18 protein-coding genes and 1 tRNA gene are annotated in these 24,016 nt (G+C 50.7%); 15 read left to right on the top strand and 4 right to left on the bottom strand.

Annotated features, from left to right (window positions below; genetic code table 11):
- The first annotated feature begins 137 nt into the window (after window positions 1-137).
- The 4 genes from PJI16_01395 (at window position 138) to PJI16_01380 (ending at window position 4,933) form a co-directional block, all read left to right on the top strand.
- Window positions 138-1,049, top strand: coding sequence for a hypothetical protein (locus tag PJI16_01395; GenBank protein ID MDT3776213.1), 912 nt, complete (start codon window positions 138-140; stop codon window positions 1,047-1,049).
- Window positions 1,050-1,081: 32 nt separating this feature from the next.
- Entirely contained in the window at window positions 1,082-1,750 is a 669-nt protein-coding gene (gene yihA, locus PJI16_01390) for a ribosome biogenesis GTP-binding protein YihA/YsxC (protein MDT3776212.1), read from the top strand.
- 414 nt (window positions 1,751-2,164) lie between these two features.
- Window positions 2,165-3,367: a pyridoxal phosphate-dependent aminotransferase gene (locus PJI16_01385; protein MDT3776211.1), complete on the top strand. Its 1,203-nt coding sequence runs from the start codon at window positions 2,165-2,167 to the stop codon at window positions 3,365-3,367.
- Window positions 3,368-3,457: 90 nt separating this feature from the next.
- Window positions 3,458-4,933 (top strand): carboxypeptidase M32, encoded by a 1,476-nt coding sequence (locus tag PJI16_01380; protein ID MDT3776210.1) that lies wholly within the window; start codon window positions 3,458-3,460, stop codon window positions 4,931-4,933.
- A gap of 20 nt (window positions 4,934-4,953) precedes the next feature.
- Here the strand turns inward: PJI16_01380 and PJI16_01375 are convergent, their stop codons facing one another.
- A complete protein-coding gene (locus PJI16_01375; GenBank protein ID MDT3776209.1) occupies window positions 4,954-6,420 on the bottom strand; it encodes a sigma-54 dependent transcriptional regulator in 1,467 nt (488 codons plus the stop codon).
- A 554-nt stretch (window positions 6,421-6,974) separates the two neighbouring features.
- Between PJI16_01375 and PJI16_01370 the strand changes: the two genes are divergently transcribed.
- The 6 genes from PJI16_01370 (at window position 6,975) to PJI16_01345 (ending at window position 13,837) form a co-directional block, all read left to right on the top strand.
- Window positions 6,975-7,541: a GNAT family N-acetyltransferase gene (locus tag PJI16_01370; protein ID MDT3776208.1), complete on the top strand. Its 567-nt coding sequence runs from the start codon at window positions 6,975-6,977 to the stop codon at window positions 7,539-7,541.
- Window positions 7,542-7,658: 117 nt separating this feature from the next.
- Window positions 7,659-8,906, top strand: a complete 1,248-nt coding sequence (locus tag PJI16_01365; GenBank protein ID MDT3776207.1) for an ATP-grasp domain-containing protein — start codon at window positions 7,659-7,661, stop codon at window positions 8,904-8,906.
- On the top strand, window positions 8,899-10,893 hold the full coding sequence (locus tag PJI16_01360) for a hypothetical protein (protein MDT3776206.1): 1,995 nt from the start codon (window positions 8,899-8,901) through the stop codon (window positions 10,891-10,893). The genes PJI16_01365 and PJI16_01360 overlap by 8 nt, the downstream gene beginning before the upstream one ends.
- Before the next feature lie 33 nt (window positions 10,894-10,926).
- Entirely contained in the window at window positions 10,927-11,199 is a 273-nt protein-coding gene (locus tag PJI16_01355; protein MDT3776205.1) for a hypothetical protein, read from the top strand.
- Window positions 11,200-11,290: 91 nt separating this feature from the next.
- On the top strand, window positions 11,291-12,469 hold the full coding sequence (locus PJI16_01350; GenBank protein MDT3776204.1) for a dicarboxylate/amino acid:cation symporter: 1,179 nt from the start codon (window positions 11,291-11,293) through the stop codon (window positions 12,467-12,469).
- A gap of 114 nt (window positions 12,470-12,583) precedes the next feature.
- A complete protein-coding gene (locus PJI16_01345; protein ID MDT3776203.1) occupies window positions 12,584-13,837 on the top strand; it encodes an argininosuccinate synthase in 1,254 nt (417 codons plus the stop codon).
- Between the two features lie 66 nt (window positions 13,838-13,903).
- Here the strand turns inward: PJI16_01345 and PJI16_01340 are convergent, their stop codons facing one another.
- From PJI16_01340 to rfaE2, 3 genes are read right to left on the bottom strand one after another with little or no spacing between them, the layout of a single operon-like run.
- Window positions 13,904-14,824, bottom strand: coding sequence for a peptidyl-prolyl cis-trans isomerase (locus PJI16_01340; GenBank protein MDT3776202.1), 921 nt, complete (start codon window positions 14,822-14,824; stop codon window positions 13,904-13,906).
- A gap of 1 nt (window position 14,825) precedes the next feature.
- Window positions 14,826-18,305, bottom strand: coding sequence for a transcription-repair coupling factor (gene mfd, locus PJI16_01335; GenBank protein MDT3776201.1), 3,480 nt, complete (start codon window positions 18,303-18,305; stop codon window positions 14,826-14,828).
- A gap of 40 nt (window positions 18,306-18,345) precedes the next feature.
- Window positions 18,346-18,843, bottom strand: coding sequence for a D-glycero-beta-D-manno-heptose 1-phosphate adenylyltransferase (rfaE2, locus tag PJI16_01330; GenBank protein MDT3776200.1), 498 nt, complete (start codon window positions 18,841-18,843; stop codon window positions 18,346-18,348).
- A 200-nt stretch (window positions 18,844-19,043) separates the two neighbouring features.
- On the opposite strand from rfaE2, the gene PJI16_01325 reads away from it, so the two are divergent.
- The 5 genes from PJI16_01325 (at window position 19,044) to infC (ending at window position 23,972) form a co-directional block, all read left to right on the top strand.
- Window positions 19,044-20,531: a DASS family sodium-coupled anion symporter gene (locus PJI16_01325; protein MDT3776199.1), complete on the top strand. Its 1,488-nt coding sequence runs from the start codon at window positions 19,044-19,046 to the stop codon at window positions 20,529-20,531.
- 220 nt (window positions 20,532-20,751) lie between these two features.
- Entirely contained in the window at window positions 20,752-21,243 is a 492-nt protein-coding gene (locus PJI16_01320) for a helix-turn-helix domain-containing protein (protein MDT3776198.1), read from the top strand.
- A gap of 79 nt (window positions 21,244-21,322) precedes the next feature.
- Window positions 21,323-21,397, top strand: a tRNA-Val gene (locus tag PJI16_01315).
- A gap of 116 nt (window positions 21,398-21,513) precedes the next feature.
- Window positions 21,514-23,457 carry a threonine--tRNA ligase gene (thrS, locus tag PJI16_01310; protein MDT3776197.1) on the top strand — a complete coding sequence of 648 codons (1,944 nt, stop codon included), beginning with the start codon at window positions 21,514-21,516 and terminating at the stop codon, window positions 23,455-23,457.
- Window positions 23,454-23,972, top strand: coding sequence for a translation initiation factor IF-3 (gene infC, locus PJI16_01305; GenBank protein MDT3776196.1), 519 nt, complete (start codon window positions 23,454-23,456; stop codon window positions 23,970-23,972). The genes thrS and infC overlap by 4 nt, the downstream gene beginning before the upstream one ends.
- The last annotated feature ends 44 nt before the right edge of the window (window positions 23,973-24,016 follow it).

Genomic DNA, 24,016 nt, shown 5'->3' with positions numbered 1-24,016 from the left:
TAACAGCTATGGGCCGAAACCCGGCAACACTCGTATAGGCCAATCATTTCAGTTGATGAAATTTTGTCCTCGAACATGTCGAAAATATCATGAGCTTTTCGTTGCCAACCTTGGAGTGAGCTTCTACACTCCCTGTTATGTCCACCATTCCTGATCAGCTCTCTTCACCAGATCCGGCGGCGCCGGTTTTTCGGCCTGGAGCGTTCAAGGGCCGTGAGGGATTCGTCCGCAATATGTTGCGGCGGCTGGAACGAGGGGAATCTTTAAGCCTTGTTGGGGGGCCAAAGTTAGGGAAAACCTCTTTGTTGCTTCACCTCGCCTGGCAATTGAATCATAGAACGCCATCTTCCAAGTCCACCGGGCCTTCAGCGGTGTATGTTGATGTCGCCGACGAGGCTGATTGGAAACGATTCCATTCCCGTCCCCCAAATCCTGAAACCGTTCTTCTCCTTGATAACTGTGACCTGCTGGTTGAAGGGAAGGTTCGTTCGCTTTCAGACATTGACCTTTTGCCTGGAGGATCCACGGTCTTTGCGGGAGGACGAGCATGGCGGGAGGTGGTGAGAGGAGGCGATTTACCACACACACTGAAGTCTATTCCGTTGGCAGTGTTTTTGGAAAAAGAGGCCCAGCAGCTATTCAGTCCGGATCTTTCCATAGAACAGCACGCCACCGTCCTCACCTATGCAGGGACTCATCCTTATATCTTCAAGGTCTTCCAGGCTGAAATATTACGTGAAGGAAACCATGGTCGATCTGAACAGGTGGTTAATGATGTCAAACAATCGCTTTCTTCATTTTTTCAGGACTGTGTGAATCAACTGCGGGAACCCCTCGAACATGAGGTCCTGGCCTATGTGATCAATTCGAGCAAACCGGTGAACCCAAGCGAGGTGGCGAGGGCCGTTGGCTTGCCGACAATCAAGCCGGTTGCCGATACGTTGTGTGCGTTGGGATTGGTTGCCAGGTGGATTCGGGATGAAGAAGCCACGCTTTCAGCAAGCAGCCGGTTGTTTAATGAATGGTATAGGGAAACGTTGGCCTCCTAAGATAAGATGGCTCCGTGGCCTCATGATGACTCATGCAGGATGGTCGTCAACTTCTCTGTTCGTCTATTAATGAAAAAGAGGAACTGATCGTGGGAGCGTTTAAAATATTTTCTGCTGAATTCAAGGCGAGTTGCGGGACGGTTGAGCAATTCCTGAAACCGACGCTTCCGGAAGTGGCGATCGTTGGCCGGTCCAATGTGGGGAAATCATCGGCCATCAATTGTCTGGTCAACCACAAAGGATTGGCCAAGGTCGGCAAGACTCCAGGCAAAACGCAAACGATCAATTTTTTTGAGATTGCGACGAACGGCCCTCGTTTCATGCTAGTCGATCTTCCCGGATACGGATTTGCCAAAGTGCCTGAACGGATTCGAGAGCTTTGGGGGCCTTTGATTGAAGCCTATCTCAGTAAACGCCAGAACCTACAGGGTGTCGTGGTGCTGGTGGATTCCCGCCGGGTGCAGGAATCAGATCGGGCCATGGTCGAGTGGTTGATGGGATTGAGGATTCCCGTGATGGTGGTGGCCACCAAGGCCGATAAGGTTACGAGGGGAAATCGCCAGGCGGCGCTTCGGGGATTACGTGAGGGGTTGGGCATGGAGGAAGATCCGCTGTTCCTATCGGCCTACACAGGGGAAGGCAAACAGATGCTATTAGACCAGTTGCGGGAGCTGCTCACACTGGACTCTCCCCTTCCCTAATGGGAGTGTTGAAAAAGGCCGCCAGCGGCGTTCTCGCCGCTTGGTCGTGCTCACGTACTCTTCCGTACGCTCCGCTCGCCCAAACGGCTGCGGCCTTCCCTTCGAGAAGCACCAGGACAGAACGTCCCTTTTTGAGCACTCCCTCAATTTCCTTTGCGAAGTCTTTGTCACACATAGGCCGATGAAAAGCCCAAATATTTGATATATTTAATAGCCTCCGACTCTCATTCTTTCGTTATCCGCCACATATGCTTTCCTGGCTGTTTTCCTTTGGAAGTTGAAGAACTTCCATGAGATCTCCTATTCTGACGAGTCCCACAATTTTTACCATGCTGTTTTATTCATGCCTGGCCGGCAAATGAAATCGCCGGCTCTGCCTGTGTATGTATCCATTTCTTAATATGAAGGTAAGCCATGCCATTGTTTGGTGATACGAATACACCCATGACCTTTTCCCCTCCCTCCAGACTGGACCGGATCGGACCATCGCAAATTCGCGAAAATATGCGAATTGCCATGGAGCATGAAGCCATTAACCTGGCTCAAGGCCGTCCGGACTTTCCCACTGCGCCTGTGGTGAAACAAGCCGCGATTGATGCCATTGCCCATGATCTCAATCAATATTCCGTGACCTGGGGATTGGCAGAGTTGCGCGAAGCCATTGCCAGACATGTCCATGAACGTCATGGTCTTACCTTTGACCCTGAGACAGAGATCACCATTACCTGTGGGGTGACGGAAGCGATCGTGGCGGCGATGCTGGCGTTAGTCGAGGTTGGGGATGAAGTCATCATCATCGAACCCGCCCACGAAAATTACGTTCCGGCTGTGTATTTTGCGAGCGGGACGCCACGGTTTGTGACCCTCCGCCCACCTGATTACGCCTTACCGCTGGATGAACTGCGAGCAGCCATCAGTCCACGCACCAGAGCTATTATCCTGAATACTCCCCATAACCCATCAGGCCATGTTTTTACGCGGGAAGAACTGAACGCCATTCTGGCTTTGGCCGACCAACATGGGATCTATGTGGTGACGGATGAAATCTACGATCATCTCTACTACGAACCTTATCGGCATATTGCCCCGGCCACTCTGGCGCCCGACTGGAAAGGCCTGGTTATCACCGGGGGCTTGTCCAAAATTTACGCGGCAACCGGATGGCGTCTTGGCTATGTCTTGGCCTCCAAGGATGTGACGACGGCGATCCGGACCGTCCATGATTACCTCACGATTTGTGCGCCGACGCCCTTTCAATACGCGGCGGTCACGGCTCTGGCCTTACCCGAGAGCTATTACACCGACCTACGCGCGAGATTCCTGCGGCGTCGGGATCTCACCATGCAGATGCTGACTGACAGTGGATTTGAGCCCTATGCGCCTCAAGGGGCTTATTACCTGTTAGCCGGTTACGGGCCATGGAGACACCAGGGTGATTCCCAATCGTTTGCCAGGCGGTTGATTACGGAGGCGAAGGTGGCGGTGGTTCCCGGTGGCGCCTTTTACTATCAGGCGACAGATCTGGGACAGCACCTCGTCCGTTTTGCTTTTGCTAAAACGAGCCAGGTTCTCAAGCAAGCCGGCGAGAATCTCGCAAAGGCGTTTCACAATCGTTGAGGGAGAACTTACCGGAACGGTTTCCGGTCCTCTGAGGAAATCCCCCCGCAACTCCAAACCAACCGTCTAGTGTAGGGAAGGGAAGGGTATATGACCACATCAGTATGGGATGAACTGTCTCAGCAGATTGCCGAACTGGATACCCTGGCAGGCATTGGAGGGCTATTGGGTTGGGATCAGCAAGTGACCATGCCCTCGGGGTCGGCAAGGGGCCGTGCTCAACAAAGTGAATTGATCGGACGGTTGTATCACGAACAAGCCACCTCACCTCGACTGGGTGAACTGATTGAGGCGGTTGCCGCCCTACCTGATTTGACTCCGGAGCAACAAGCCGCAGTTCGTAATATGCGCCGCACCTACGGCCGGGCGACTTGTGTGCCGTCGAAACTCGCCAGCAGGATCGCGAAGGCCGGTGCCAGTGGTGTCGCCGCTTGGGGAGAAGCGAAAAAAGAAAAAAATTATCTTTTGTTTGCAGAGAGCCTTCAGACGAATGTGGATTTGGCACTCGAGCGAGCCCAAGCCATTGATCCCAACCGTCATCCTTATGATGTCCTTCTTGAAGACTATGACCCCGGCACGACAGTCGAGGAGTTACGCCGGATGTTCGGGGCCCTGCAACAAGGCCTGACCGATATCCGGCAACAGGCCCTGGCCAGGAAAGGGTCGGTTGACTTCAACGGCCAATTCGATCAGGCCAAACAATTGGCGATGCATCAGGATGTCATTAAGGCGGTGGGATACGACACGACACGAGGTGCGTTGCACGAGGCGGAGCATCCATTTTCATGCCGGGTGGGCAGCGGGGATGTGCGTATTGCCACGCATGTTCATGAACGGGATCTGCTCAGTGGATTGGCGGCGACGATGCATGAACTGGGGCATGCGCTGTACGAGCAGGGTATCCAGGAGGGACAGGGTGGATCAGCCGTGTATGCGGCTACGTCAACCGGCATGCATGAATCACAATCCCGCCTGTGGGAAAACATGATTGGACGATCCCGTGGGTTCTACCGGTGGCTGCGGCCGGTGTTCGACCGACATTTTCCTGGCCAGGCGTTTGATCCGGAATTGGTTTTCCTCGCTTCCAATCGGGTGAAGTCTGGAAGCATTCGGATTTTTGCGGAGGAAGTTTCCTACAACCTGCATATCATTCTGCGGTTTGAAATGGAGCTCGCTCTGTTGGAGCGACGCATCACGGTTGAAGATGTTCCGGCTGAATGGGCCAAATTGAGTGAGCAGTACCTGGGAGTGCGACCAAAGGATGATGCGGAAGGTGTGTTGCAGGATGCCCACTGGGCGGGTGGGGCTTTTGGGTATTTTCCGAGTTACACATTGGGAAATCTTTACGCGGCTTCGCTCTTTGCTGTCTTACGGGAAGGCTTCCCGGATTTGGAGCACCGTATCGAAGAGGGGGATTTCGCGACCATTCTGAATTTTTTGCGGGAACGGGTTCACCGCCATGGCCACCTATATGAAACCCAGGATCTTCTCCGAATGGCCGTAGGAACTCGTGACCATGTGAAAGATTTATTGAGCTATCTCCGGGAGCGGTATATCAACCCTTGAGCCCCGGTGGCCTCCTCCCTTCAATCTTTTAATTCTGAATTCTTATTTCGAAAATTTTGTTTGTCGATGTGGTAGGCATTGAGCTTGCGCAGGAGCGTTCGGCGACTCATGCCGGCCTGATTGGCTGACTCGGCAATGCGACCGCTATTTTTGGACAGCACGGTTTCCAAATACTCTTTCTCCAGGGTGGCGAGGTGTGGCTCAAGGTAGGCCGCCAGCGTGAGGGCCGGATTGAGGGACGGAGTGTGATCACCCTGGCTTTGGAGGGGTTGGTTCACGCTTTCTGTTTCAAGAGCGGTCGGAGCTGAAGAAGACCCAGGAATATCCTGTGAATACAACACCTCAGCCAGATCTTCCCCGGTCAATTCACGGTTGTGGCCTTTTAAGACCAGACGTTGCGTGAGGTTTTCCAATTGTCGGACATTGCCTGGCCAGGTCTGCTCTAAGAGCAGATCCATGAAGGATTGGTGCAATTCCGGACAGTCCATTCCATAGTCGGCACAGACGCGTTTCAGAAAATGCCCGAACATATAGAGGATATCCTCCGGTCGCTCTCGTAAAGGCGGCACTTCTAAGCGAATGACGTCAAGCCGGTAGAAGAGATCTTCGCGAAAGGAGCCGGTTTGAACGGCGTTGGCTAACGAGGCGTTGGTCGCGGCAATGACACGCGCATCAATGGGTACTTCATGATGAGACCCAACCGGCCTCACCGTCTGTTCCTGCAATACCCGTAAAAGACTGAGTTGAGTTTGAACCGGCATATCCCCAATCTCATCCAGAAGGATGGTGCCGCCATCGGCATACCGAAATAATCCCTGCTTTTGTTGATGGGCTCCGGTGAAAGCCCCGCGTTCATGGCCGAACAATTCCGATTCAATAATTTCTGGACTGATCGTGCTGCAATTGACGGCCACAAATCGTCCGGTTCGCCCGGACTGACGGTGAATCGCCCGAGCCAGTAAATCTTTACCCGTTCCGGTTTCCCCCACAATTAACACTGTGGCGTCCGAACTCGCGGTGCGGGTAATGGTTTCAAAAATATCCCACATGGCTCCGTTACGGCTGAGAATGCCTTCAAAGCTTCCCACCCTTTTGCGTGTATCACGCAAATCCGGGGTATCGGGAGAAAACTTTTGATTGTTCTGAATGGCCTCTATGGCTTGATGAAGTTTTTCATGTGAATCCTCGTAAATCACATCCGCTGCGCCGTTTTTCAAGACAGAATGAACATAGCCGGCATCGGCGCCCGGCTTAAATACCAGCACATCAAGATAGGGTCTGTGTTCTTGTATGGTCTTCATCATCTCAAACATCCGGGAGTCTCCAAGATGTTGACCGTCGAGTATAACCAGGCGGGTCTGTGAACCAATCGACAGGGTCTTCACATTTTCCGGGGTTTCCAACCGTACAACCCCAAGGCCTTCACGATTCAAAGCCTGTTCCAGCTCCGGGGAACCCATAATGACTATAGAAGTTGAATCCGGCATTGAGACAATGTTGTCTCATAATATGCAAATGAGTCAAGTGTGTCCCAATTGTAGGGACATTGCAGTCCCAAAATTCAATAAATTTTCAAATATCAACCATTTAACTGCTGGAACAGGTCTTGCGAAGTGTTAGTAGGTATTAAGAGGTATGGATAGATGAATTTTGGGGATGACCATAAGACATACCTTACAAATGAATGGTTTGAATGTCTCTGTGAGGTGTACTGGTTTTAATTCAATTCGGTGATCGAGCCAAGACCATTTGACTGGTTGCGCTTGATTACCATGAGTTGAGGCAATGTGAATACGGTGTGCCGTAATTTCCCATGCGCCCTCATACCTTACGAAAATGGAATGAAGACTTCATTAGTTTTCGTAAGAAATTTTCAAAATCTTACGCAATGTGAAATGTCGGTGTGAATAAGGGGATGCTCACACCAATTTTCCCTCTGAAAACAATTATAAGAAATTATAAGAAATAGGCAAGAATCCTAGGGCTCGGCTCTTTAGGAGCATGAGTCCGTGGCACAAATTTAAACAAAGGATCAATCTTTATGATGCAGAATCAAACGGAAATAGGGGAACGTCTACATCGAAGAACCGGTAGGAGAATTATTCATCGGCGGCTGGATATTCAGCCGGCCAAACGTCATGAGATGGTTATTGCTGCCAATATCCTCAGATCTTCTGCTGACTGGTATCGACCCTTTCTTCATGAGAAGGATATGGCACAGCATGAGGTGGATGAATCCTGGGGGGAACGGGAGTTTGCTCGGCGGCAGTTTTATATCGGGCGAGAAGGGAATGCGCCGGTCGGCATCGTATCTACCCAGTCAGTCGGAGACATGTTTTATATTGGGTACATCTATGTCTATGATCACCAGACCGGCAAAGGGTTTGGGCCTCAATTACTCAATTACGTCCGCGATGTGGCCCGGCGCGAGGGAAAACGTGGCATGGTGTTAATTGCCCATCCCAAGGCCTTTTGGGCCACGCGCTCCTATCGCCGTTTCGGTTTTGAATGTATTGCGTCCACTCGTGACGAAGTCTTAGAGTGGGGCGGCGGTTGGTTGAAGCCCTACCATGAAGAGGGTTTTGAGCTGTACCAATATCTGTTCTAACACGTCCTTCCTCCCAAACGAGCGAATTATCATTGCTGATGGGTTCTCCATTTGTCTGCTAGCAGCGACAGCATGGAGGAGTTTATTCGATATGTCCCCCACTTAAGGAGATTTGACATGGAAAAGAAAGCCCCAGTGGTCAAGAAAGCCCGGATAGGAAAGAGGGCCCCAGTGGCTCTGCTCGGCTATAGCTTGGAAACGATGGAAGCAGCAAAGGAACACAACATCCCCTTCGTCGCGGTGGTACCGGAGGGTTTTGATATCGCATTAAAAGAGGATGGGGTGGATGTGGTGACCTGGGACTTTTATGTGCACAATCAGAATTCCGACCGACTCTATGAAAAGTTGGTGGAGCGGGGGGTGAGTCATGCTGTTCCGCTGTATGAAGAAACGGTAGAATGGGCCGGGTCCCTCAACACCCGTCTGCTTAAAGATCCACGTGCCTTTCAACGGGCTCTGCTGTTCCGCGACAAGGCCATGATGAAGCGCAATGCGCAAATGAACGGCATTCGTGTCGGGGTTTTTGAAGAAATTCGCTCACGGGAAGAAGCACTCGCGTTTTTTGATGACATCAATGAGGCTAGACTTCGCTTGCAAGAGGAAGCGCCGGAACCGGTTCATCTGAAACCTCTCTCCGCGGCTGGGAGTGTGGGCCATGTGTTTGTTCGAAGTCGACAAGACATCATCTCCCTTCCCGACGATGCCTTTCCTTGTCTGGCCGAGAGCCATTTGGCCGGTCAGGAATTTTCGGTCGAAGCCTTTATCCATAAGGGAAAAATCGAATTTATGAATATTACCGAGTACGTGCATCTGGGCTATTCCCAGATCGTGCCGGAAACGCCGAAGCTCAGCAAACACCGGACAAAGATTCGTAAGGCGATTGAAAAACTTATGAAGGCATTTGGCATCGTTAATGGTATGATTCATCCGGAATATTTTTTGGATCCGGAGGGGGAGTTGCATTTTGGGGAGGTGGCGGCCCGTGTACCCGGCGGCCATATTTTTGAACTCATTCAGCGTGCCCATGGCTTTAATCCATATGCAGCTTTATTGTTATGCTCTGATCCCAATACCTCCAAAACAGAATTGGACCGGTTTTTCCCAAAAGAAAAAGACCATAAAGTTTTTGCAGCTAATTTAATGGTGTATCCTCGAAAAGCCAGCGTCCATCAACTACAATTTCCAAAAGAATTGGAAGCCCATCCCTATATGGACCGGCATACCATGTTTGAACCTGTCACCGCCAAAGTGGCAGAGCGTGTGGGTTTCGGTAATCATTATGGCACCGTCTTTCTGGCGGGAGAAGATCCGGAAGCCCTGCGTGAGCTCGTCCAACGTTATGAGGAGTATGATTTCTATGAGTGATTCCCCCCAAGGCTCTTTTCAGCCTGAATTAATGGACGCCACTGCCCGTCAAGAACAAGCGTTACTTCAGGCCCTTGAGGCTTTGGAGCAGGCGGAACCATTTGCCAAGGCCAAGTATCAGCCAGAGGTTATTCGTCGTGCCACGGATTTGTTTGAAAGCGACGAAGGTCTGCAAATCGTAAGAGGACAGGCCCATCGTTTTGATTCCGCAGGGGTCTTTCATGCCGGACCCTGGGAACATCCTGACCGGCTTCTAGCCGAGTTGGTGGGTGGGGGGCTCCGTGCCGAAGGGCAGTATTCGTCATTAGAAATGCTGAGCGAGCTTCGGGTTTTATCCATTGCAGCCGGCGACTCGCAACACCCGAAATTTTCTGCGCAACTTGCTCAAGCATTTTTACAGACGGTTATGGGGCTCAATCTTGATTTGCTGTACGGCAGTGAGACCGAGGAGTCCCGTCTGCGTCCGAAGGTCTATGCACGAGCCCGCAGAATATTAGCCATGATTGAGCAAGAGGTTTCCTCGGAAGGGTTGCTGGAACATGTTCTTGATGATATTGATGCGCGAGTGGCTCAGCGTCCTATTGATGTAAGCCTCACATTAAAAATGATTGAGCAAGCCAAAAACATTCAGGGGGATCCAGACCCCAAACTGGCTGCTAGACTGGACCGGTACCTCAAGGCCACGGGCGCTCCCACACCACTGGCCCAGAAAGCGGGCTCTCCCACGAATTATCGCAATCTTTTGGCCAAAGCCACCACACATGAGATTGAGAATGAGGCCAAGGTGGTGGGGAAATTGTTGACGCTGACCGGTCTATCCAGCGAATACCATGTCGCGTTCCTCCAGCATGTCCTCAAGAATGACGAAACGGGAATCCTGGCGATTGCCTTGGATTTGACCGAGGTAGGCCAGGCCCACATGGAACAGTATCGGGAAAAGGTCTTTGAGTTAATGCGCCTGACCATTCATCCTGCTACGAGTTGGATCATCTATGGGTTTCAACAGATGTTAGAGCGGATGCTTCTTGCACGACCAGAGGTCGCTGATGGTCTGACTAAATTGCTTAATCTTGATTTGTGTTCTACTGCTCAACAAGTCACCAAGAAACATCTGCCCCGCGGGACTGGGATTACGGCCAATGCTGCCATTGTGGGTGGGGCGATTGCCATGTTAGGGCAGCCGTTGGGAGTCGGCCAGGGAAACAACCCGACCTGTCAGGGCGCCCGTGCCCTGAGTCTCTGGAGTCTCCATGATCCTGGGTATTTGCTCCAATTATTGACCAGCGCGGCTCGGGACGACACTGTTGAATTTCTTTTTGAGGGGCAGAGGATCTTATCCGGAGAAATCGGGGGAGGAGTCGCGGAAGGAAAATTTGATTTGAAGCTCGATCCGGTATCACGCATTCTGGTACCGCATCTGGATCGTATCTACGATGAAAAGATGAGGCGTGCGGCGTTGCGGGGTGAAGATCCACACAAATGGGTGAACCCGGCTTTGTATGGTCGGTGGGTGGCGACCAGTCTGGCTTCAATTACTATGGTTAACCAGACGGTCTCCGGGTATGAGGAATTTTTACGGTTATTTTATGCCACCCATCATCCTTTATACGACGGGGGGCATGATTTGGTGTATCCGAATCCAGTTGGTCTCCTTATTACCAATGTGCATGGGGTCTTTTTAGGTTATCACGCCGTCTCCATCCAGCGTGTTGCCGAGGATGAAGAAGGGAAGGTTCGCGTCTATTTCTTCAATCCGAATAATGAGGGCCGTCAAAATTGGGGGAGAGGGGTTGAACCGTCTGTGGTCGGTCATTGGGAAATTCCGGGAGAATCGTCATTAACCTTCGAGCATTTTGCCGCTCATATTTATGCGTTTCATTATAATCAGATGGAGGTGGGTGACCCAAAAGCCGTTCCGGCCGAAATCATCGCTGAGGTGACCGCACATGCCAAGGAAGGGTGGGGGCAGGCCTTCACCTGGTTGTAGACCTTTGAACGGTTACGATTGAAAGGGGTGAGCATGTTTTTTGTACAGGTCAGGCAATCAACCCTCACAGGGGAACGAAAGACCTTTATCAGTGCATCGGCCATTGCCTATGTTCAAGAACTGAAGCCTGACCAGGATCTTGGTTGGCAGATTGGGGTGGAACCATCCAGGGCACTCATTTACTTGCATCAGAAGCTTGAGCCCATTATTTCCCTCGATAGTTTTTATGACATTGTGAGGCAATCAAAGTCCACTACTCTGGGTGTCGGGGTAGCTGGGCAGAAATTAGCCAAAAAGACCAAGTAGCGTTTCCCTTCCCTAAAATCAGGTTTGTCCCATTACCAAACAACCCTTATCTGTAGATCGTGGAAATGGCCATGGTCCACTCGTGTGGCTCATGGTGTCCGGTGCGGTGGCTGGTGGGGTGCTCGGAGCCCTGGCTCCAGAAGTCGCTCGCCATGTGGAAATTCTGGGTGAGCTCTGGATCCGGATGTTGCGGATGCTGGTGGTGCCCTTGATTGTGGCTTCGATAATCCAGGGCGTTGGATCCCTGGGTGATATTCGCCAGTTGGGAAAATTAGGAGGAGTGACGGTCACCTACTATTTAATTACTTCCGGTATGGCCATTGGGCTGGGAATGATCCTGGTCAGTCTCATTAAACCTGGAGCGGGAGCCGATATTGCCGCGGCGATGGCCCCTTCCGGAGTTGAGGCGGCGGTGAACATCGGATGGCTCGACCTCATAAAGGGAATCTTTTCCCCGAATTTATTCGCGGCAGCTTCGCAGGGTGAATTATTGCCATTGGTCATCTTTTCTTTGGCATTCGGGGCGGCCCTGACGACGGTCGGGGAAAATGGTACATTAGTGCTCAAGTTTTTCGAAGGGGTGTTTGGGGCGATCATGAAGCTGGTTCACCTTGTGATGTGGATCGGTCCCATTGGCGTGTTTGGCTTGGTGGCAGGGCGCTTAGCAAATGCCGGTGGAATTGACGGTATTGTCGCGCTGTTAGTTGGTTTAGGGTTATTCACAATCACCGTGCTACTGGGATTGGCCATCCATGCAGGAATTATTCTGGGGTTCATCTTGCATTTTGGAGGTCAACGGAATCCTTTGACATATGTGCGTGCTCTTGGCGCAGCTCTGACGAGTGCGTTTGCGACCGCGAGTTCGTCTGCGACCTTGCCTCTGACAATGGAGGGGGTCGAAAGTGCCGGGGTGAGCAGTCGATCAAGTCGGTTTGTTCTTCCAGTCGGTGCGACGGTCAATATGGATGGATCCGCGTTGTATGAAGCCGTAGCCGCAGTGTTTATCGCGCAAGCCTGGGGGATTGAATTAAGTGGAGGGGCGCTTATTGTCCTGTTTGTGGTGGCGACCGTGTCTGCCATTGGCGCTGCAGGGATTCCTGAAGCTGGGCTTGTAACGATGGTTGTGGTCTTTCAAGCTGTCGGGCTTCCACTCGAGGGGCTCGGACTCCTCTTGGCCATTGACTGGTTGATCGATCGGTTTCGAACCGCAGTGAATGTCTGGGGTGATGCGGTAGGTGCCGCCGTGGTCGATCGCTATGTCACCGTCTAGCATCGAATTCCTTCATCTTCTTGGGTTATTATTCAATAAAAAAGCGAGCTCTTGCGGTTGACACATGGTGAGGGCTCAATAAATGTACACAACCTTATTTTAGGTGAACACGGCATGGAATCAAAAATCACGTATCAGAAAATTGCATCTCACGAAGCCAAAAAGGGAACGTTTGATAAGTGTGTTTTACTGTACTCGGGAGGACTGGATACCTCCATTATGCTTAAATGGATTCAGGAAGCCTATGCCTGTTCCATTGTGGCACTGACAGTCGATGTAGGCCAATTACATGAGGATCTTGAAGCGGTCAAAGCGAAGGCGATCAAACTGGGTGCTGAGGAGGCGGTGGTCATTGACGCCAGGGAAGAATTTGCTGAAACACTGCTGTCTCGGGCCATTAAAGCCAATGCGGATTACCAGGGGGGATATCCTCTCTCGACTCCCCTAGCCCGGGTAACGCTTTCGGAAATTGCCGTTCGCGTGGCCAAGGGGCGGGGAATCAAAGTCATTGCTCACGGCTCAACGGGAAAGGGGAATGACCAGGTTCGCTTTGAAAATTACATCACGACATTGGATGCCACGATGAAAGTGATTGCTCCGGTTCGTGAATGGAGTATGGGCCGGGATGAACAGATTGATTATGCCAAACAACACGATATCCCCATTAAGCAAACTAAAGAGTACCTGTATTCGCATGATGACAATATGTGGGGCTCCACTAATGAGGGAGGGGATATTGAGGACCCGGCCTGCATTCCTGATTTACGAAAATTTCTGCAGGTGTGCATTCCCCCGGAACAGGCACCGGATGAACCGGAAATTGTCGAAGTTGGGTTCAACAAAGGAATCCCTTGTTCAATCAATGGTGAAGAGCTTTCCCTTTGCCGGGTCATTGAACGCGCCAATGCTGTAGGGGCAAGGCATGGGGTAGGCATTGTGCATTTAACGGAGGACCGTTTAGTCGGATTGAAGGTTCGTGGCGTCTATGAAGCTCCTGGAGCGGAAATCCTCATCAAAGCGCATTTTAATCTGGAAAAACTTGTCAATACCCGTGACTTAAACGAATTGAAAAAATTCATTGATGAAAAGTGGGCGTACACCTGTTATGGGGCCAAATGGTTTGATCCGTCAATGGATGCCATCCATGCTTTCCAGGATTCCGCCAACCAGCGTGTGAAGGGAACGGTGAAAGTAAAGCTGTTTAAAGGAAAAGCCGATGTGGTCGCGATGAAATCTCCCTATTCTTTATTTGATGCCAATTTGGCCACGTTTAATAAGGATGCGAGTTTCAACCAGAATGCGTCTGCAGGGTTTATTGAGATTTACAATCTGGCCCAAAAGACCTATCGGCGCTTTGACCAGGTGTAGGATGGAGAATGAGAGGGATTCGTGATGGAAGAAGGTCTTGGGCCAGCAGGGGTGAAATGAACCTCTCTATTTAAGCCTCACATCGATGAAGGCTTTTTGTTTTATATCGGCCAGCCAATTCCGATACGCTTCCTCGGATCGCTGTTTAGTCAGCAATCCACGGATATCTCGTTCCACGGCTTCAAGGGGGAGCGGTTGGGGTTGCTGAATTTCTTCCACCAGGACGAGGTGAAATCCTAAGAGGGTTTCAATGGGGGCCGAGATGTGTCCCGGTTTCAGTTCCTTGACTACCTGCTTCAGAGGGGCCAATAACTCGTTTTCCCGCACCCATCCCAATTCACCCACTTGCTCGAAATGACTGGTAGCGAGGTCCTCTAACGAGATATTCGGAGTCCATGCGGCATACATGGTTTGAGCTTTCTTTCTTGCTCGCTCGCGTTCAAATCCTTCTTTTCCGGCTATCAGGCATTGCTTGAGTCGGTAGTGTGGGGATGTGAGAAATAGAGTTGGGTTGGCGTCATAGAACCGTTTAATTTCCTCCTCCTCGACAACGACGTTTCGGCGAACCTCGAAGTCATAGAGTTTTTTCAGGAGCATTTGATGGGCGAATTCTTCTTCGGTTTGGGTAGGTGGCAGAGGGGTTCGCTGTAAAGCGGCATCAATCTCGTCCTGGGTGACGGTGACCCCCCTGGCTTGGGCTTCTTGAATTTGGAGCCGATCATCGATGAGTCTATTTAGGACTTCTCGTTGTTTTTGGTGGTATCGGCGGTCCAGTTCCTCTCCGTGATATTTGGCGGTCAAGCGCTTGTACTCGTCCCGTATTTCCTTATCCAGATCGGACCAGGTAATTACCTCTTTATTCACCACCGCAATAATCCTGTCGGTCAGACTCAGGCCTACGCCGGGAAAGAAGAGAAGGCATGCCACTACCCAGATGAGAAATGTGTGTGAAGAGCAGCCTTTCAGGCATTCGCGCACGCCCTTCATGTCAGCGTTTCACTTCCTCTTTGGCCATTGACTGATAGAGTTCTTGTAATATCGTATTAGCCCTGGGGTACATGGAGGCCCAATCCTGTTCGGGAAGAGTCAAGCGATAGGCACGAGGAGAAAGACAGTCCAGACGATCTTTCCAGCTGTCCATCAAAGCACGAATTCCCTGTTCCGGAAGTTTGGCCCGTTCATGAAAGCGCACGTTCATGAGTCCGCCACGGACTTCGACGTACTCGAGTTGAAGGGCCTTGGCTAATACTTTGATTTGCATGACCTCAAATAGGCGCTCCATGGCGGTAGGTGGCGATCCAAACCGGTCGAGCGTCTCCCCATATAATAAGGCCAAATCCCCTAACCGTTCACTCCCGGATAAGCGTTTATAGAGTCCAAGCCGCTGAGAGGCATCTTCCACATAGTCTTCGGGAATGAAGGCAGAGACATCAAGTTGAAGGGTGGGTTCCCATTCTTCCTCCACTTCCTGGCCCTTAAGCTGCTGAACAGCCTGCTCCACCATTTGTAAGTACAGGTCCAACCCGACGGCGGCGATATTGCCGGACTGTTGTTTCCCGAGTAAATTTCCCGCTCCACGGATTTCAAGGTCAGCGGCCGCGATCCGGAACCCGGACCCAAGTTCGGCAAATTCTTGAATGGCGTTCATGCGTTTTTGTGCGTCGGTACTCAGGGTTTCCTCGTTTGGAATGAAGAGATAGGCAAAAGCTTGTTGCCCGCTTCGCCCCACACGTCCGCGAAGTTGATACAGTTGGGAAAGCCCGAATAAATCCGCCCGATCAACCAGGATGGTGTTCGCGCTTGGAATATCCAATCCTGATTGAATGATGGCAGAGGCCAGCAGGACATCGGCTTCCTGGTGAAAAAATCGTAACATCACACGTTCCAACAATTGTTCATTCATTTGGCCATGCGCCATCAATACCCGTGCTTCCGGAACCAGATCTTGTAACCAGGCTCCGGTTTGCTCCATGGTTTCAACCCGATTGTGCACGTAGTACACCTGCCCTCCCCGGGCGAGTTCCCGTGTGATGGCCTCTCGTACCACAGTCGGATCAAACCGGAGAACCTGTGTTTCCACCGCCAAACGACCTGGAGGTGCGGTCTCAATGACGGATAAGTCTCTCACTCCTGAAAAAGCCATTTGCAGAGTTCGAGGGATTGGGGTCGCGGAAAGCGTGAGCACATCGACCTGGGTCCGGAGTTGTTTCAGACGTTCTTTATGGCGGACGCCAAACCATTGTTCTTCATCGATAATCACCAAGCCCAATTGTTTAAAGACGACATCTTTTTGCACGACCCGATGCGTCCCGATCACAATGTCGATCACGCCGGCAGCCACGTCTTTCAATGTCGCTTTGATCTCATTGGCTGATTGAAACCGCGATAAAATACCGATTTTGACCGGGAACGGGGCAAACCGTAACGAGAAGTTTTCAAAGTGTTGTTGAGCCAGTAAGGTCGTGGGAACCAGGACGGCCACCTGCCGGTTGGCCTGGATCGCCTTAAAGGCTGCACGCATGGCGACCTCTGTTTTGCCGTATCCCACGTCTCCACAGACCAGGCGGTCCATGGGTTTCGGGGATTCCATGTCTCGTCCTATTTCTTCAATGGCTCGAAGTTGGTCAGGCGTTTCTTCATATTCAAACCCAGCTTCAAATTCATGCACCAGGAGAGTGTCCTCCTGATACGCCGTTCGTCTGGCGACTTCCCGGTTGGCATAGAGTTCAACGAGTTCCTCGGTCATGTCCTCGATGCCCTTTTTGATTTTCGCCTTGGTTTTGCCCCAAGCCGTACCTCCCAGGCGATCCAATCTGGGAGACCGTTGTTCCGCTCCCCGATACCGGTGGATGTGGTTCAGGCGGTCCAGGGGAACATACAGGGTGTCGGTTCCACCGAATTGCAACAGCAAATAATCACTGGTATAGCCCTGCACCTCCAAACGGCGCAAACCCAGATACCGGCCAATCCCATGTTGGAGATGGACGACGAGATCGCCTTCTTTTAGATCCTCCAACGACGAGAAAAATTTGGCAGTAGGTGATTTGGTGTGGGGACGGTGCCGGATGCCTTTCCCAAATAATTCTTCCTCGGTGACGAACGCGATATGTCCATCAGGTGAAAGGAACCCTGCTGAGAGGTCTCCTTCAAGACAGTAAAATGGGGCACGAACATCTGGGACTGGTTGAGGGAAGGGGTATTCCCACTTGTTGGCTGGGAAGCCGTGGTCATGCAATAAGGACAGCAGGCGTTCCACCTGTCCTGGACTGCGAGCGACAAAAAAAATCTCGGAGTCCGCTCGCAATTGGTCCAGTTTGGAAAGGGTTTCCTTAAAGGGAAGTCCGCGAATGCCTACCCCGACACTACTGGGAGACTGAGCCTGTAAGGAAACAGGCACACACGGCATGGTGCTGGTATCAGGAGCCACGCTATCCCACCAAACCGTCGGACACATGCTGGTATAGGTTTTAATGGTCTCCCACATCTCATAGAGTTGATCGGGGTCAGCATGGGCAGCGACGCACCCCGGGCCGGGCTGGAGCTGTTCCCATGTTTCGAGTAACGCATTCCAAAATTGCACTGCCGCAGCATCCAGATCAACCGGGCGGTAGAAAGAGACGGTGACGGGCGTGTGAATGTAATCAAACAATGTGACAAGTTTGGGATAATACCGGGGAAGATCCCATTCAATGCTTGCCTGAATGTGTTCGATAGCGCTATCCGGTTGGCTGGAATCTGGAGGAATGAACTCCCGAGTGGGTAGGACCCAGGTTTCTTTGAGATGGGTGATGGATTCTTGAGTTGAGGGATCAAACGTCCTGATGGATTCGACCGTATCCCCAAGAAATTCAACACGGACGGGATGGTCCTGAGCTGTGGAGAAAATATCCACGATACCGCCACGTACGCTGAATTCACCGGGGACTTCAGCCAACGATCCACGTTCATACCCTAACCGGATTAATGAACGAAGAAGCACCTCACGCTCGCACGTCTCGCCGATCTTGAGGGAAAAACATGCTTCAGCGAAGACCTCCGGGGGAAGCAGTTTATGCAATATGGCGGGTAGTGAGGTCACCATGACGGTGCTCTCACCCCGGGACAACCGGTGGAGAGATCGAACGCGCTGGCAGATGACGCTGTGGGACGGCAGTGCAGGATTATAGGGAATGGTGGCCCATGGTGGGAATAATGCCAGTGTCTCGTGATCTCGCCTGATGAACGAGAAGAAAAATTCCAGGTCTTCATATAATTCTTCGGCTTGTTCTTGCGTTGGCGTGATGATGAGGTGTGTGTGGCCCTCAATGCCGGCCGTCTTTTTCTCCGGAAGGGTGAACAGGGTCATGGCCAGGGCGAGGCAGGCCTGTTGTGTGCTCAGTAAACAGGGCGGGGGTGTACGTTCCGGGATCGCTGGAACGACCGTTCGCAGCTGGTTTGCAAAATGATGGAAGACGAAAGGGATGTTCATGATCTGAAATACACCACGAAAATGTTTATCTGCGTGCTGACTAGGAGGATGGGTTTATTCCCTGCGTGGTGAGAATCCGTTCAATAATCGCGGTGGTAGAAACATCTGAGACAAGTGGAATTGTTCTCACAAATCCTCCCCGTTCCTCAATAAAATCTTTTCCGACTATTCGTTCCGGATTCCAATCTCCACCTTTCACAAGGACATTGGGTTGGATCGCTTTAATGAGATTCAAGGGATCCGGCTCATCAAACAGTATCACGTAATCTACGCACCCTAATGCGGCAATGACCTCTGCTCGCTGAGCATCGCTTTGGATTGGTCGATTTGTCCCCTTACCCAGTTGACGAACTGAACTGTCGCTATTCACTCCGACCACTAATCGATCTCCCAACTCCTTGGCTTCTGCCAGATATCGCGTATGTCCTATATGAAGCAAGTCAAAACACCCATTCGAAAAGACAATGAATTCTCCCGCCTGCTGATGAACGGTAATTCGTTGTAATAGACTATCGAGGGTATGAATTTTTGAGTGCATAATGATAAATCGTTGAATCCTTTCATGAGGTCTCTATCTCACATATCCTGACTTCTGTATGATACCTGCTGCATACTTCCAAATCCTAGAGAGGTTACCCGACAAGGCCATTTAGGCATACACGGAAAAGAGGATATACGGTCGAGGTCTCTAGGCCTACCGGACTTCCTAAGTTTGATCGCGTCCATCCCAAGAGCTGCATGAGCCAATCTGGTCCAGGTTCACAAACCGCCATTCCTACGCATCAATTTGGTCTTTTTGCCGGCCCCCTCCTTGCCGGGTTGATGTTTATGCTGCTTCCCGAATCATTGCCAGATCCTGCGAGAATTCTGGCAACAATTTTGACCTGGGTGGTGGTGATGTGGATTACCGAGCCTATTCCTCTGCCCATTACCGCTTTGCTGGGCTGTGGACTGTGTGTGGTTGCCGGATTGGGGACGATGCAAACTGTGTTTTCCGCCTTTGCTCACCCCATCATCTTCCTGTTTATCGGCAGTTTTTTTATTTCTGAGGCCCTATCCGTTCATGGGTTGGACCGCCGGTTTGGCAACTGGCTTTTGTCACGTAAGTGCGTGGGCTCTAACCCTATTCGTATCATGATGGCCATGGGTTTGGCAGTAGCCGGCTTGTCCATGTGGATTAGCAATACTGCGGCAACGGCGGTCATGTTACCCATTGCGCTCGGAGTGTTACGTGCACTTCGACAAGGTTATCCTAATATGGGGACCTTTGACACCGGGTTTTTGCTTTGCCTGGCTTATGGCGCTGGTATTGGGGGAGTGGCCACTCTTATTGGCACCGCGCCGAATTTAATCGGGGTGGGCTTATTAGCCCAGCAGGCCCATATTACCATTTCGTTTGACCGATGGATGCTGATTGGGTTGCCGTTGGCCTGTGTGATGCTGCTTGTGATGTTCACTCTTTTATATTGGTTGCATCCGCCCCCTTCTTCCTCGTCTTTTCACGAAGAATCTCCTATTCTCAAGATTTCGGCACCACTGCCTTGGTCACGTGGGGAGCAATATACATTTGCGGTCTTTGTGTTGGCGGTCATGTTGTGGATCCTCCCGGCCTTACTCTCAATATGGTTTGAAGGTGATCATGTGGTCGTGCAATGGGTTCGTGCTCATTTGCCGAAAGAGTTGGTGCCTATTTTTGCCTCCGGGCTTTTGTTTCTTCTGCCCTTGAATTTTCGACAGGGGAAATTCACCTTAACCTGGAAAGAAGCCGCCAATATTCATTGGGGAACCATCCTGTTATTCGGGGGAGGTATCGCCTTTGGCGAGTTGATGGTCGAAACTGAATTGGCGAAAGCGATCGGGCAGGGTATGGTGAATATGTTTGGCATTCAGTCGATCTGGGGTTTAACGGGTGTGGCTATTCTTACAGCCCTGGTTCTCACGGAACTTGCATCAAATACCGCAGCGACCAGCATGATTGTGCCGGTGCTCATCGCCATTGCCCACACGGCCAATTTTTCTCCTGTCCCTCCAGTGCTGGGTGCCTGTATGGCTGCAAGCCTGGCATTTGTGCTGCCTGTTTCTACCCCCCCGAATGCCATTGTCTATGGAACGGGCAGGATTCCGGTTCTCCGAATGGTGCAAGCGGGATTGTTGTTGGATGTGATTGGAGGCATGTTGATTTGGGGTACATTACGTATGTTGGGTCCACTTTTTGGAATTGATTGATCTTCCCAACCCAGAAGATAGACCTCAATTGATTTTTAAATAATGTTCCGACATAATCCTCGTTTGCATTTCACCTGACCAAAATACCGTGCCCTTTAACTCTTCTCACATACGGTTTGCTCTGCTAACCCAAGATCCCGATCTCAAGTCCCGGGTTCAAGGTCCAGATCTTCAGAACACCATTACGGTGTTGGATGACTGTTCCTCCTTGGAAGCGGCGATGCGTTCTCAACAATTTACCGGAGTGATTCTGGATGAGTCCGGGAAGAAATTTTTTCCTGCCTTGTCGGCATTGAATGGCCAATTGAATTTGTCGAAAACATTTATTTATGCCGGACCCCTGCCCGCCTGGAGTACCATGAATCAGATCCGGCAGGTCATGGGAGATCAACCCTCGGAAGAGGCGGCTATTGATCCGAAAGATGTGAGCCTGGCCAGTTATGTGGAAAAAAAGTTGGGGGATTTTGTTCGAGCGATGAATGTCGGTTCAGGGAAAAATCTCTATCCCACTTTAATGAGAGCTGTTGAACGGCCCTTGATTGAGCTCGCTTTAAGGGAAACGCATGGCAATCAGATTAAAGCAGCCAGGCTTCTGGGCCTCAATCGGAATACACTCAGAAAAAAAATTACAGAGTTTCAAATTTCCGTTAGTCAGGTAAAGGAATCTTTTGCCGGAAAACGCAAGAAGCCGGAATCGGACTCTGCTGGATAACCTTTCCTTTTCCCCTTGAAAAATAACCATTTCTTGACAAGACCACCAATGCAGTCTAGCATATGGCCGGTAAGAATATAGGCGCGTAGCTCAGGGGGAGAGCGCTACCTTGACACGGTAGAGGTCGGCGGTTCAATACCGCCCGCGCCTACCATTGATCTTTCTCCAACAAAGCCTGACAGGTATCCAGCTTCTTTCATAGGAGTGGTGCCTTTTCTTGCGTTCCATCACGGAATGTAGAATTTTGTATTATTTGGTGTTTGTACTCTAATGGAATCTATTCAGGTATCACTGAAAGGCGAAAGTAGTCAGGCCCTTCCCAAAGGGATCTCGGCGAAGGCCGCAATAGAACAACTGAAGGGAGCAGTTCCTAAGGATGTGTTTGCCGTTAAGGCTAATGGTGTGGAAATAGACCTTCTGGCCTCCCTTGAAACCGATTCAACCTTGCAGCCGTTGATGTTCGATTCACCGGAAGGCAAGGAAATTTATCGTCACAGTAGCACGCATATCATGGCCCAGGCGGTGAAGGAGTGTTTTCCTACGGCACAATTGACCATTGGTCCGGCCATCGAAGAGGGCTTCTTTTATGACTTTGCCTATGAACGCCCGTTCACGCCTGAAGATCTGAAAAAAATCGAAGCTCGAGCTTTGGAAATCATCAAACGTAACCTTTCGGTTTCAAGACGTGAGTTCTCCAAGGAAGAGGCGATAGAATTTTTCAAAAGTCGTGGTGAACCCTATAAAGTAGAACTCATTCAGGGGTTTCCTGATGGAGAGCCGGTGTCCGCTTATACTCAAGGGGATTTCGTCGATCTCTGCCGTGGCCCCCATCTGCCAGCCACTGGCTATGTCAAAGCATTCAAACTCCTGAATAGTGCAGGAGCCTATTGGCGGGGGGACGAACGAAATCCCATGCTGCAACGGCTCTATGGCACATCCTTTCCTTCAAAAGAAGCCTTACAGGCTCATTTGGACAATTTAGAGGAGATCAAGCGTCGGGACCATAGAAAGCTTGGGAAAGACCTCGATTTATTTAGCATCCAGGACGAAACCGGTCCAGGTCTTATTTTATGGCATCCCAAAGGGGCACAGATCCGTCTGCTGATTGAAAATTTTTGGCGGGAACAACATTTGGCCAACGAGTATGAGTTGGTCTATTCGCCACATGTTGCTCGGTTGGATTTATGGAAAACCAGCGGGCATGTGGATTTCTACAAAGAAAATATGTTCGCCACCATGTCTGTGGAGTCCAGTGAATATCAGTTGAAGCCTATGAATTGCCCGTTTCATATCATGGTGTATAAATCACATTTGCGCAGTTATCGCGATCTGCCTATCCGTTACGGGGAATTGGGAACGGTCTACCGGTACGAACGATCCGGAGTCCTCCATGGCCTGATGAGAGTTCGGGGCTTTACCCAGGATGATGCTCATTTATTCTGCCGCCCTGACCAGCTGGGTGAAGAGGTGGAAAAAGTCCTGAAATTTATTACGAGTATGCTGGGAACTTTTGGATTTACGGAATTCAAGATGTTTCTCTCCACTCGGCCCGAAAAAGCTGTGGGGACGATTGACCAATGGGACCAAGCGACGTTAGCGTTGGAAACTGCGCTGAAAAACGGCGGCTATACCTACCAGGAAGATCCTGGGGAAGGGGTCTTTTACGGGCCTAAAATAGATGTCAAAATTCAGGATGCTTTAGGCCGATCCTGGCAATGTTCGACCGTTCAGGTCGATTTCAATAATCCCGATAGGTTTGGTCTGACCTACGTGGGTGATGATGGAAAAACTCATCAACCCATTATGATTCACCGGGCCTTACTCGGATCGATTGAGCGATTTTTTGGGATTCTATTGGAACATTTTGGGGGTGCCTTTCCGGCCTGGTTGGCCCCGGTTCAAGTTATAGTCCTCCCAATTTCAGAAAAACATCAAGGGTATGCCCAAGAGGTTGAAAAAAATCTTCGTCGGGAGGGCTGTCGCGTCTCCATAGACTTGCGAAATGAAAAGATTGGCCTTAAAATCCGTGAGGCAGAAAAGGCAAAGATCCCTTTCATGATTGTCGTGGGGGATCGTGAAGCTGAAGCAAAAATGATTGCGGTACGACAAAGGAACGGGAAAAATTTGGGGACGATGCCTATTATTGATATGGTGACGCTTATTCGGGAAGACATGCCCGAGTCTGTTAAGAAGGGTTCTTTACTTTTCGAATGACTCGTCCGGTGACCCCCAAACAACGTATTAATCATTTCATCAAAAATCCTGAAGTCCGGGTTATTGGTGCTGAAGGTGAACAGCTTGGAATCCTGAAGACATCAGAGGCGATTCGGCAGGCGAGGGAAATTGGATATGACTTGGTGGAAGTGGCTCCTACCGCGGACCCTCCGGTCTGCCGTATTATGGATTATGGGAAATTTAAGTATGAACAGAGCAAAAAAGAACATCGCATGCGACTTAACCAGAAATCCACCCAGGTTAAGGAAGTTAAATTTCGGCCTCGGACAGACAAGCACGACATGGAGACGAAAGTCAGGCAAATACGGGACTTCCTGGAAGAAGGGAATAAGACCAAAGTTACGGTTATGTTTCGGGGGCGAGAAATGGCCAATCAAGAGCTTGGGTTCAAAGCGATTCAGAAGGTTATTGAGGAGTTAAAAGGCGCAGGAAACATTGAGAGTCCTCCCAGGATGGAGGGACGGAATCTTTACATGGTGGTCGCCCCGAAGTAATTGGCTAATTGTGGGAGTCCGGCAATTTGTCGGTCGTTGAATAA

Source organism: Nitrospira sp. MA-1 (genome assembly GCA_032139905.1).
GTDB lineage: Bacteria > Nitrospirota > Nitrospiria > Nitrospirales > UBA8639 > Nitrospira_E.
This window is presented reverse-complemented; position numbering and strand designations above follow the sequence as displayed.